12 protein-coding genes and 1 pseudogene are annotated in these 11644 nt (G+C 42.8%); 9 read left to right on the top strand and 4 right to left on the bottom strand.

Going from position 1 to position 11644, the window contains the following annotated elements:
• Nucleotides 1-410: 410 nt before the first annotated feature.
• Complete coding sequence (gene ruvA / locus BGL89_RS09740) at nt 411-1040, bottom strand: Holliday junction branch migration protein RuvA (protein WP_286825546.1); 630 nt, start codon at nt 1038-1040, stop codon at nt 411-413.
• 63 nt (nt 1041-1103) lie between these two features.
• Here ruvA and BGL89_RS09735 point away from each other — a divergent pair, with 63 nt between their 5' ends.
• Nucleotides 1104-2333, top strand: a complete 1230-nt coding sequence (locus BGL89_RS09735; protein WP_286825545.1) for a site-2 protease family protein — start codon at nt 1104-1106, stop codon at nt 2331-2333.
• Nucleotides 2334-2533: 200 nt separating this feature from the next.
• On the opposite strand, the gene BGL89_RS09730 is transcribed toward BGL89_RS09735, so the two are convergent.
• A complete protein-coding gene (locus BGL89_RS09730; RefSeq protein WP_286825544.1) occupies nt 2534-3682 on the bottom strand; it encodes a substrate-binding domain-containing protein in 1149 nt (382 codons plus the stop codon).
• Nucleotides 3683-3902: 220 nt separating this feature from the next.
• Between BGL89_RS09730 and BGL89_RS09725 the strand changes: the two genes are divergently transcribed.
• Both BGL89_RS09725 and BGL89_RS09720 read left to right on the top strand, forming a co-directional pair.
• Complete coding sequence (locus tag BGL89_RS09725; RefSeq protein ID WP_286825543.1) at nt 3903-4934, top strand: cyanophycinase; 1032 nt, start codon at nt 3903-3905, stop codon at nt 4932-4934.
• Nucleotides 4935-5011: 77 nt separating this feature from the next.
• Complete coding sequence (locus BGL89_RS09720; protein WP_286825542.1) at nt 5012-5614, top strand: chromophore lyase CpcT/CpeT; 603 nt, start codon at nt 5012-5014, stop codon at nt 5612-5614.
• A gap of 11 nt (nt 5615-5625) precedes the next feature.
• Here the strand turns inward: BGL89_RS09720 and BGL89_RS09715 are convergent, their stop codons facing one another.
• The gene (locus BGL89_RS09715) at nt 5626-5799 is read right to left on the bottom strand and encodes a hypothetical protein (protein WP_286825541.1); all 174 of its coding nucleotides are present in this window, start codon (nt 5797-5799) and stop codon (nt 5626-5628) included.
• A gap of 153 nt (nt 5800-5952) precedes the next feature.
• Here BGL89_RS09715 and BGL89_RS09710 point away from each other — a divergent pair, with 153 nt between their 5' ends.
• The 6 genes and pseudogenes from BGL89_RS09710 to BGL89_RS09685 all read left to right on the top strand — a co-directional run bounded on the left by BGL89_RS09710 (nt 5953) and on the right by BGL89_RS09685 (nt 10861).
• Complete coding sequence (locus BGL89_RS09710) at nt 5953-6321, top strand: hypothetical protein (RefSeq protein ID WP_286825540.1); 369 nt, start codon at nt 5953-5955, stop codon at nt 6319-6321.
• 43 nt (nt 6322-6364) lie between these two features.
• Nucleotides 6365-8176: a sodium:solute symporter family protein gene (locus tag BGL89_RS09705; protein ID WP_286825539.1), complete on the top strand. Its 1812-nt coding sequence runs from the start codon at nt 6365-6367 to the stop codon at nt 8174-8176.
• A gap of 416 nt (nt 8177-8592) precedes the next feature.
• Nucleotides 8593-8886, top strand: a pseudogene (locus BGL89_RS09700) (transposase); the annotation flags it as partial.
• Nucleotides 8887-9416: 530 nt separating this feature from the next.
• On the top strand, nt 9417-9902 hold the full coding sequence (gene apcA, locus BGL89_RS09695) for an allophycocyanin subunit alpha (RefSeq protein ID WP_286825538.1): 486 nt from the start codon (nt 9417-9419) through the stop codon (nt 9900-9902).
• Nucleotides 9903-9981: 79 nt separating this feature from the next.
• Nucleotides 9982-10467: an allophycocyanin subunit beta gene (gene apcB, locus BGL89_RS09690; protein WP_149106796.1), complete on the top strand. Its 486-nt coding sequence runs from the start codon at nt 9982-9984 to the stop codon at nt 10465-10467.
• A gap of 190 nt (nt 10468-10657) precedes the next feature.
• Nucleotides 10658-10861, top strand: coding sequence for a phycobilisome linker polypeptide (locus BGL89_RS09685; RefSeq protein WP_002739162.1), 204 nt, complete (start codon nt 10658-10660; stop codon nt 10859-10861).
• A gap of 52 nt (nt 10862-10913) precedes the next feature.
• Here BGL89_RS09685 and msrB read toward each other — a convergent pair whose 3' ends face one another.
• The gene (gene msrB, locus BGL89_RS09680; protein WP_286825537.1) at nt 10914-11330 is read right to left on the bottom strand and encodes a peptide-methionine (R)-S-oxide reductase MsrB; all 417 of its coding nucleotides are present in this window, start codon (nt 11328-11330) and stop codon (nt 10914-10916) included.
• Nucleotides 11331-11644 lie beyond the last annotated feature (314 nt).

Raw genomic sequence — 11644 nt, 5'->3', positions numbered from 1 at the left:
CTTCTTCAAATTCTGACCAAGGAATTAGATTGGCCATGATAACCCAACGATTGTCTGGGGATAATTTCCCCTCCGAGGGAAACTCGAAGTTGTCCGGTGGCGTTGGCAGTTGCTCAATCTTGCGATACATTAGTACTAATTTAGTTGGGTGCAAGGGTTTTGAGTAATTTTAGGAGATTCAGGGGCACCTAAGCAACTGTCAATCAAGCTAAAAGCCCTTTCCTGTAAGGTTTTTAGCTTTATTCAGCAGACCCTAGATATACATTTCAGCCATCGAACTACTTGGTTAGTACATAAACCAAAAGCAAGCTGTGATTGGGTTATAATTTTTGGAGATGTCTAGTGAACTGAAAACTCGCATCTGATAACTGATCACTGATCACTGATCACTGAAAAGGCTGTCTCCTGGTTTACCCTAGCCAATTAATAGCCCCTTTAATCCAGTCTTCTGGCTGAGTATTTTTACTAAATAAAGCATCTTGACTGAGGACTGCGATAGCTCGATCGATCTCCTCCCGGCTGTATCCTAAAGCTAAAAGGGTCATCTGCACATCTTCGAGGATTTCCGCTGCCGGTAGTATTGCCGTGGTTGTCGTCGTCGCTTCTTTTAGCTGTCGCCATGCTGCCAATTTAGTTTTTAACTCCAAAGTGATTCTTTCTGCTGTTTTTAAGCCGACTCCGGGGGTTTTGCTCAAAATTTTGGTATTTCCTGTCACTATCGCCACCACAAGTTCCTCAATCCCCAAGGTATCGATTAAAGCTAGGGCTAATTGCGCCCCAACTCCGTTGACGGAAAGCAGTTGACGAAACAGATCTCGCTCTGGGGCGGTGCCGAAACCGTACAATAAAGGCTGGTCTTCGCGAAGGAGTAGGTGAGTAAAAATCTGACAACTATCATTGTTATCGTTGCCGATGTCTAGGGCTAATCGCGAGGGAATTTGGATTTCGTAACCGATCTGGTTTACGTCTAAAATCAAGATCAGTCGGTTATTAGGGGTTTTGATCACCTCGATCGCTTGTCCCCGTAAATAATTAATCATTGATTTAATTCTCCTACGAAAATAACCGAACAACAGGGATGACGGTTTTTACTCCCTGAAGGAATGCCGGGGAGATTTTCATTTTTGTTACAATTGTTAACAGAAGTGAATGGCGTAATTGATAACCTAATCTTCTTGGCGTTAGTCCCCAATAATTGGAGAAGATACAAAATGAATGGCAACATTAGAGTCGGAAATCTCTTTGGAATTCCCTTTTATATTAATCCTTCTTGGTTCTTCGTTCTGGGATTAATTACCTTAACCTATGGAGGAGAGTTAAGTCAGTTTCCCCAGTTAACGGGAATCATGCCTTGGCTATTAGGATTTTTTGCCGCTATTCTCCTATTTGCTTCCGTGGTTGCCCACGAATTAGGTCATAGTTTTGTTGCCATCGCCCAAGGTATTGAAGTCAAATCAATTACCCTCTTTTTATTCGGTGGGTTGGCAACTCTCGGCAGAGAATCGAAAACTCCTCTGGAAGCTTTTCTAGTAGCAATTGCTGGCCCTTTAGTTAGTTTACTGCTCTTCGGTATCTTCCTAATTATTGGTTCCAATATTAGTTTAAATGCGCCCATGACGGCGATTCTTTCTCTGCTTGCCTATATCAACCTCGCCCTAGGGCTATTTAATCTGATCCCCGGTTTACCTTTAGATGGTGGTAATATCCTTAAAGCCATTGTTTGGCAAGTAACGGGCAATCCCAATAAAGGGGTTTTATTCGCTAGTCGTTTCGGTCAATTTTTTGGTTGGTTAGCGATTGTCATCGGTGCGCTATCAATTCTCGGAATCAGTCAATTTGGCAGTTTTTGGACGCTATTAATTGGCATTTTCCTCCTACAAAATGCCGGCTTTTCCGCTCAATCAGCTAAGGTTCAAGATTTCTTAAGTCGCTACACCGCTAAAGATGTTATCTCTCCTAATAGTCCTGTAGTGCCGATTAATTTAACCCTGCGCGAGTTTGCTAATAATTATGTTATCGGTAAACAACAATGGTCTAAATTCTTAGTTACCGATAGCGAAGGTAAACTATTAGGAGTGATTAATGTAGAGGATCTGAAAACGATTCCCACTTCCCAATGGACAGAGGTAAATATCGGCCGGTTATTACAAACTAGCGAAAGTCTCAAACTGGTTTTGTCTAATACTTCCCTCCTAGATGTGGTGAAAATTTTGGAAGGAGAAAATTTATCTCAAGTGACAGTGGTAGAAGAAAACGGCACGGTTTTGGGATTAATTGAGAAAGCTTCTATCCTTACTTTTCTCGCCCAAGAAACCCAAAGTCAACCCGCTTAATCAGTTATCAGTTATCAGTTATCAAATATAAGATGAACGTAGGTTGGGTTGAAGTATGAAACCCAACGCCCGCATGGGTTACGAAGTGCGCTAACCCATCCTACAAATAATTGTTCCTCCCTACTTATCAGCTAGAATCAGTTAGGTAAATGTAATTTTCACCTCAATATTCTCGCAGAATTTTGTCTATTATCTCCTGACTATACTAACTGTCGCATTGCTTGCCACAATTGCTCGTATTCTTGCTCGGTTGCTGGGGATAAAGGGTTTAAAAAATCGCTGTTTTTGATTGCTTCTGGATTGACAAGTAAAGGATTATTTTTAATATCTGGGGGAATTTGGTCGGGATTTTGAGTGAGAATTAGGGGTGATAATCCGGAGGTAAATAAAGAAATTTTAGTGGCGGATTCTGGTTGCCAACAAAAATCAATCCATTGCTTGACAAGAGAATTAGGAGTAGTTAAAACTGGTTTTACCCACACATCTGACCAGAGAGAAGTCCCAGATTTGGGGACAACAACTTTAATTTTATTATAGCGATCGCTCACTGGTAAAATATCATTAGACCAACCCACAGATAGCCAGACATCACCGAGTATCAGGGGTTGTAAATAATGTTGAGAACTATAAAATCTTACCTGTTTTTGTAAAGCAAATAGCTGGTCTTTTAGTGCCGTCACTTGCTTTAAATCACTAGAATTATAAGAATAACCCAATTTTTTTAGGGTTAAACCGATGACTTCGCGACGATTATCAATTAGGGCAATTTTACCGGTTAATTCCGGTCGCCATAGATCGGACCAATCTTGTGGCCGCCAGTCAAATTGAGCGAATTTTTCCTCATTATAGGCAATTACTGTCATTCCCCAACGGTAGGGCGCACCCCAGACTTTACCCTCTGTTTGCGGTTGTCCTTGGGCATTGCGAGTCATGTTTTCTTGCCAACGGGGGGGCAGTTTTGACCAATTAGAAAGTTGAGAAGTATCTAGGGGTTGAATTAATCCGTTAGTAATCGCTTTTCCTAGCCAAGCATCCCCTAGGGTGACTAAATTACCCATCGCTGGGTTTTGTTCCCTAAAAGGAATAGGAATCGAAAATTGTGAGGCTGGTTGCTCCTGATTTTTTAACCATTTTTCCAACAATTTTAATAGCTCTTTCAGCTGCCTTTCCGACTGAAAATTGACTTTTTTTTCGGCAATAGTTTTCCGAAAATCTGTTAGTAATCGCGGCGGAATCGAACCAGATAGGAGAAAAATGCTCGGATCGCCGCTTCCAGAAGCGCAGCCACTTAAACCTCCCGCTAAGGCGATTGTACCTAATCCTTGCAAAAAAGAACGTCTGTTTAACATATCGCCCGCCGATTTTCAACTTCAACAGTAATAATTGCCAGTTTCTAGCCTTAGATTATTATAGAACGATTTTTAACAGAATGTAAACTAGGGAGTTTTGCCGCTACCGATTTCAGCTATAGATTAGCTTTGTTGTTAACTTTTATAGTAGAAAACTCTGATTTTGTCCTAGTTAAAGCTAGGATAGAAAGAGTAAGCTAAGGAGCGAGGGTATAAGACTATGTTAGACAATAATGACAATGACCAAGATTTTCGTTATTCTTGTCGTTGTGGACAAGCCAATTTTCAGTCGGTAAAACATCAATCGGGTATTTTATTAATCGGGGGAGCGGAAGGAGGTAAATTAGGAGAAGATCAGGCGACAAAATGGTTATTGAATCGAGCTAAAGGCGGTAATTACTTAGTGTTGCGCTTTGGCAATCTTGGCGGTCAAGCTGATTGGATTTGCGATAATTACCGCTCCCTGATCGGCTCGGCGGCGGAACTATCAATTGATAGTCGTGAAGCGGCGAATCATCCTGATGTTATCGAATATATTCGTAATGCCGATATTCTTTTTTTTGCCGGTGGTGATCAAAATCAGTACGAGGATTTGTGGGAAAGCACAAAGGTGGAAACAGCGATCAATTATCTGATCAATGATAAAAAAGTTCCCGTGGCGGGAACCAGCGCAGGAATGGCTATTCTGGGTGATTTTTACTATGCGCCCACTCACGAAGGGGTACTGAGTTCGGAAATCTTAAATAATCCCTTTCACTTCAACACTAAAGACTTCTATCGGAGTGATTTTATCCGGGTTCCTTTTCTCAAAAAAGTCGTGACAGATACCCATTTGGATCGACTCAATCAAGATCATCCCGAAACAAGATATGGTCGCCTTTTTGGTTTTTTAGCCCGCAATGTACACGATAATCACAATCAACTGCCCGCCTACGCTATCGGTTTAGAAGAAGGTGCTTTTCTGGCGATCGATGAGCATGGTATCGCCAAAGTCTACGGCAACGGCACCGATAAGGGACAAGATGCCTATTTTCTGCAAACTAACGGGACTCTACCCGAACAGATGGAGCCGGATCGGCCTTTAATCTGGAATAATAACGGTCAAGCGGTGAAAGTCTATCGCATCGCGGGAACTCCCTCCGGCAGCGGTAAATTTGACCTCAAGGATTGGTCTAGTGCTGCTGGCGGTCGCTGGGAATATTGGTACACTAAAGGAGGAATAGCCGGGTTTAAGCGGGTTCCGATAGCCTGAAGGTCATTTTTGTCAAAAAAGTGAGTTCTCTGGGTGTTAGGATTAATTTTGAGGCAATAAGGAGAATTTTTTCAGCTATGACCCCTGAATTAATCACTTTCGGTCGGTATCTCGCAGGTGAATTTGAAAATCAACGGCAAGCGCAAGCAGAACCGGTGTGGTACGTTCACCTGCGTTTATGGTTGCGTCCGCTGCCTTTATTTCGGGAAGACAGCATCGCTCTTTTTGCCGAACAGGCGAGTATAATCAATTTAGACCAACCTTACCGACCGCGACTGTGGCGATTAATGCGATCGGAATCGGCAGGGTTAGAGGTTAGGCATTATATGTTTAATGACCTGAAATCCGTGCAAGGTGCGGGCAAAAATCCCGATATTTTGCGAAAAATTAGCTTAGAAGACCTAACTTTCCTGCCTACTTGCACTTTAGCGGTCAAAGTCCATACTCTCGCTGATAATCAATACCAGTTTATCGCCCAACCGCAACCGGAACAGCGCTGTCAATTCACCTATGAGGGTACAACCTATCAGGTGGCTTTAGGTTTCGAGGTGACGAGTCATAGCCTAAAAACCTACGATAAAGGCCTAGATCCTGGCACCGGTAAGGGAATTTGGGGCGCTCTGCTCGGTCCCTATCAATACGAGAAAAAACGGGATTTTTCGGCAGAATTGGATGTGTGAGGAAGATTGCATCACATTAGGTCAAAATGGCGGCAGATAACAGCGCAAAGAGCCGCTAAAGCGGTAATTCCTAAAGCTGTACCGATGTCTTGTCCTTGATTGACGGCAAAAGAAGTGACGATTCCCGCACCTAAACCGGCTGTGATTGCCGCTCCGAGAAAATCTTTATCCGAGTTTTTATACATAGAGATAAGGCCAAATTTCCACAAAATCGTGTTTTTTACCTTATCATCCTCTTTTGAGCAACTAATCACCTGGGGGCAGAATTGCAATTAAGCTTTAGATTTAGCCACGTTTCTTAACATTAAGTCGGGTAAGATAGATAGGGGTTAAAATCGATGAAATTAGCTAAAATCTCTTTTTATGGCTTTTTAACGCTGATTATCTCCCTTTTGCTAATACTGAGTTTTGTTAATGCCAGCAAAGCACAATCGGATACGGCGGTAAGATCGGAGTTAATTAGTCTCCGCAATCGAGTCGAGCGCCTTGAAAGTCAGACTCGAGGAATATCCACCCGCGGGGAAAATGCCGCTCCGATTCCCCAACGGCGATCGGGAACGGGTATAGTAAATGGGGAAGTAGTCGGGGAAAGTGACCCACTGTTCCAGCGTTTAGCCACTTTAGTAATTGAATTAAAGGAAGATTTAAAAAAGCTAGAGCAACGGGTGCAAGTCTTAGAAAAAGAAACCGTTAGCCAGAAATCGTAGTCAATTGATGCTATAACGATCGAAAGTTAAATTGATCTCAACTATGCAGTTAATTGATTATGTAATTATCCTGCTTTATCTGGCAGCAACCCTAATAATCGGGATTGTAGCCGAGAAAAAAGCTTCTCAAGGTCTAGAATCCTACTTTTTAGGTAATCGTAATTTGCCCTGGTGGATGTTGGGGGTGTCGGGAATGGCAGCTAACACCGATTTAGCGGGAACTATGGTCATTTCTGCCCTAATTTACGCCGTCGGCCCCAAAGGACTATTTATCGAAATTCGCGGCGGTGTTGTCCTAATTATGGCCTTTCTCATGGCTTTTATGGGCAAATGGAATCGTCGCGCCCAAGTTATGACCATGGCGGAATGGATGCAATTTCGCTTTGGAACTGGAAAACAGGGGAATTTTGCCCGAATTATTAGCGCCGTCGCCACTCTCTTATTCTCTATCGGTGCGATGAGTTATTTCTCCGTTGCGGGGGGGAAATTTTTAGGGCAGTTTCTGGGCATGGATGATCGTCTTGCTTCGGTGATATTAATTCTTCTAACCTTGATTTATACGGTGGCCAGTGGTTTTTATGGTGGGGTAATTACCGATTTATTTCAAGGATTTCTGATTTTTGTGGCGGTAATTTATGTATCGACAGTGGCTTTTTTTACTGTTAATCTTCCCGATAGTTTTACCGTAGCAATTCCGGGGGCAGCGGAGCCAAAAACTTGGAATTTAACCGACTGGGCTAGTATTTTTCCCTCTCTGACTTTGGATTTACCCGGAGATTATGCCATCTTTAATTTGTTTGGTGGGGTGATTTTCTTTTATTTAGTTAAAACCATCATCGAAGGTTGCAGCGGCAGCGGTGGTTATATGTTACAACGATACCTAGCCGCCAAAAGCGATCGAGATGCCGGTTTATTATCTTTATTCTGGATTATTCTGCTTTCTTTCCGTTGGCCTTTAGTCACAGCTTTTGCGGTTTTAGGTATTCACTACGGTTTAACCGAAGGCACGATTACAGATCCAGAAAGAATTCTCGCCACGGTGATTACTCAATATATTCCTGTGGGGATGAAAGGGTTATTAATTGCTTCTTTTTTGGCGGCAGCTATGTCCACTTTTAACGCGGTTATTAACGCTAGTGCTGCCTATTGGGTCAAAGATATCTATCAAGCTTTTTTGAAACCTAATGCGGGAGAACAGGAGTTAGTTTTTCAAGGTCGTTTGGCCTCGGTTTTTGTGGTCGTAATTGGCTTAGTTTTGAGTTTTAATATCCAAAATGTCAATGATATTTGGGGTTGGTTAACCACGGGATTAGGGGTGGGATTAGCAGTTCCTCTCCTATTGCGTTGGTATTGGTGGCGCTTTAATGGTTGTGGTTTTGCCGTGGGAACTTTAGCGGGAATGATTGCGGCTATTGCCTCACAAGCGATAATTTTACCTTTCTTTCGTCACAGTCAATATCAGGAACTTATTCTCTTTCTTGTGCCGAGTTTGTTCGCTTTAGCTGGCTGTATTATCGCTACTTTGTTAACTCCTCCCACCGATAGTTTAGTTATGGAAAATTTCTATAATATTACCCGACCTTTTGGCTTTTGGGGAGAAGTCCGTCAAAGTGTTAAACCTAACCTACAGGCAAAAATTAAAGCGGAAAATCAACGGGACATCATCGCCGCTTTTCTCACTGTTCCTTGGCAATTAGTCCTGTTTATGATGGGGATTGTTTTAATTATCAAGCAGTGGCAAAGTTTGAAGATTTTGGCTTTGGTTTTTCTTTTGCTTTCCATCGGTCTCTATTTTACTTGGTATCGACATTTATCTAAGGAAATTACCGTCACTAAAGACCGAGATTTAGGTTAATCAGTTATCAGTTATCAGTTTACTGTCTTCCCACTCCCCAATTGATAATTCCCCACACCCTGTCCCCACGAAAAACTTTTTCAGCAGACCCTAATTAGGAGTGATCCCTTGACTTTGGCGGCGGCTTGGGTTATGATTATTTTATAATGGGATATCTCACGACAAAAGCAAGGAAAATTTCGCCGTCAATTGTTAAGTTTTGTTAAGAAAAATAGCAAGAGCGGCAAGGAATAGAAATCCCTTAGCGTTGACTTTGGCCGTACTCACCACTTCTTAATGAAGTGCTATCTAGGGTCTGCTGAATAAAGCTAAAAACCTTACAGGAAAGGGCTTTTAGCTTGATTGAGAGTCGCTCAGGTGCAAGGAAATCTGCGCTTAATCGCTTAAAACCCTTGCATCTTCTCTACCTAGTACCAATGTATCGTAAGATTGAGCAACTGCCAACGCCACCGGACAACTTCGAGTTTCCCTCCGAGGGGAAATTATCCCCAGACAATCGTTGGGTTATCATGGCCAATCTAATTCGTTGGTCAGAATTTGAAGAAGAATATGCCCAAAACTTCATCATTAAAGAGAAGTTGGGAACAAGTGATAGAGAAACCGTCGAACAAATTAAGGAAAACCCTTATCTGCAATACTTTTTAGGGCTATCAGGTTACAGCAATGAAGCTCCCTTTGAAGCCTCAATGTTAGTTCACTTTCGAGCCAGAAATGGAAAAACCGCACTTTTTCTTGGTCAATGATTACAATAAGTTATAGCTTAGAGATTAATCAACAACTAAAGCTTATGTCTTTAGCTAAGTGAAATCATTGATTAAGAGACCTGTACTTTTCAATAACTTTTTGCCGCAAACCCTATCTATCGTTGCTAATTCAATTTCACTGAAAAAATATTAGGCAATTAAAATCATTTTTATTTGGGTAGATTCCTTAACTAGAAAGACTTTTAGTCTTGAGATAATATTAGATCGAGGTTCACTGATTACTGATTACTGTTTACTGCTCACTGAAAAATCGCTCCCCACACCGGTGCTTCCTTCTTCGGGCAAATGTTAAAAAGTATTACGAAAATAGTGAGAAGGTGAACCAGATGCCGCAAAATAGTTGCGTTAGGTCGCTCTAGCTAGGGAAGTCTTGAGACGCTGAGGCGGAAACGAGATAACTTGAGCGTAGTGACCACAACTGCTATAAAATGTCAGATTAAGTTTATTAATCTCACTTAGTTGGGAGGAATCCATCAATGAGTATCGTCACGAAATCGATCGTGAATGCTGATGCTGAAGCTCGTTACCTCAGCCCCGGCGAACTAGACAGAATTAAAGCCTTCGTTGGCAGTGGTGCCGCTCGTTTACGCATCGCCGAAACCCTGACCGGCGCTCGCGAAACCATCGTCAAACAAGCTGGCGATCGCTTATTCCAAAAACGTCCTGACATCGTTTCCCCCGGTGGCAACGCTTACGGCGAAGAAATGACCGCTACCTGTCTGCGTGACATGGACTACTACCTACGTTTAATCACCTACGGAGTAGTTGCTGGTGATGTCACCCCGATTGAAGAAATCGGTTTGGTCGGTGTGCGTGAAATGTACAAATCTTTAGGAACCGACATCGGTGCCGTAGCACAAAGCGTTCGCGCAATGAAAGAAGTTGCTACTGGTCTTATGTCTTCTGACGATGCTTCTGAAGCTTCTTCCTACTTCGATTACGTGATCGGCTCTATGTCGTAGAATAATTCCTTTGTGAATTGTTCTAGACACACCCCTCGTAAACCTCTTAAGATTAAGCAAAACCCAAGGAAGAACCACCATGCAAGACGCAATTACTTCTGTTATCAACTCTGCTGACGTTCAAGGCAAATACCTTGACGCTGCTGCTCTCGGCAAACTGAAAGGCTACTTCGCCACCGGTGAACTGCGCGTGCGCGCCGCTAGTGTCATTAGCGCTAACGCTGCTGGTATCGTTAAAGAAGCTGTGGCTAAGTCCCTGTTATACTCTGACGTAACCCGTCCCGGTGGTAATATGTACACCACCCGTCGTTACGCCGCTTGTATCCGTGACCTCGACTACTATCTCCGTTATGCTACCTACGCTATGTTAGCTGGAGATCCTTCCATCCTCGACGAGCGCGTTCTCAACGGACTGAAAGAAACCTACAACTCTTTAGGTGTACCCATCTCCTCCACCGTTCAAGCTATCCAAGCGATGAAAGAAGTCACCGCTAGTTTAGTTGGTGCTGATGCGGGTAAAGAAATGGGGATTTACTTCGACTACATTAGCTCTGGCTTAAGCTAGAAGTAACGAACTCGGACAAAATAGGGTTCGGGAAGCCGAGGATGAGTGCTAGGTCTTTAAAGGCTGAATCTGTCCAAGATAGGTTTTGACGAGCTAGTATTGATCCTTGACTCCCGACCTTTGTTATTTTAGGAAAAGGCCTTCGTTAGTTTAAGCGACAAGTTTTTCAGCGATTAGGAGAAGTCAATCCATGCGGATGTTCAAAATCACCGCTTGTGTTCCTAGCCAAAGCCGCATTCGGACACAACGGGAATTACAAAATACCTATTTCACCAAACTCGTTCCCTACGATAATTGGTTTCGTGAGCAACAACGCATCATGAAAATGGGCGGCAAAATTGTCAAAGTGCAGTTAGCTACTGGTAAACCGGGGACTAATACAGGTTTACTGTAATTGGCTGCCACTGGAACTTAAAAAAAGAGGTCTTTCCAGACCTCTTTTTGCCTTAGGGATTTTTTTCAAACTGCAAAGCGGCAGAGTTGAGACAATAGCGTTTTCCCGTCGGGGGTGGACCATCATTAAAAACGTGACCGAGATGAGCATCACAGGCGGCACAAACAATCTCTGTCCGCACCATGAAAAAACTAATATCTCGTTCGTACTTAATATTAGCCTCGTTAGTAGCGGTCCAGAAACTCGGCCAACCAGTACCCGAATCATACTTGTTGTCAGAAGTAAATAACTCCGTACCACAGCAGACACATTTGTAAATACCTTTTTCTTTATTATCGTGATATTTACCCGTAAAAGCCCGTTCTGTTCCCTTTTTGCGAGTAACTTGGAACTGTTCGGGAGTTAGCTGGGCCTGCCATTCCGCCTCGGTTTTACGAACTTTTTCTACCATAGTCATGACAACCGCCATTATGATTAAATTTCTCTTTTTAGTCTAACCTGAGTTCGAGATCTGGGTTTTTTTCATAAACATGAAGTATGACCTGATTTGGCATCCGCTTCTGACGACGGACTCCCCAAAAGGAAAACTTGGTCAAGAAACCCTATAAACTTAGCATAAGCTGAACTTATATCTTCAACAAGAAATACTTTTGTCAACCCCCTTTACAAACCGTTACAAAATCTCTAAGATAGAGACATCATCAATCAATCGTACCTCGACAACTTAATAGGAATCATAAACCAATGACCACCACCTTACAACAGCGCGAAAGCGCCTCCCTG

The organism is Microcystis sp. LSC13-02 (assembly GCA_002282935.1).
In the GTDB taxonomy this organism is placed as follows: domain Bacteria; phylum Cyanobacteriota; class Cyanobacteriia; order Cyanobacteriales; family Microcystaceae; genus Microcystis.
The sequence above is the reverse complement of the archived record's forward strand: the minus strand, read 5'-3'. Positions and strand labels throughout refer to the sequence as shown.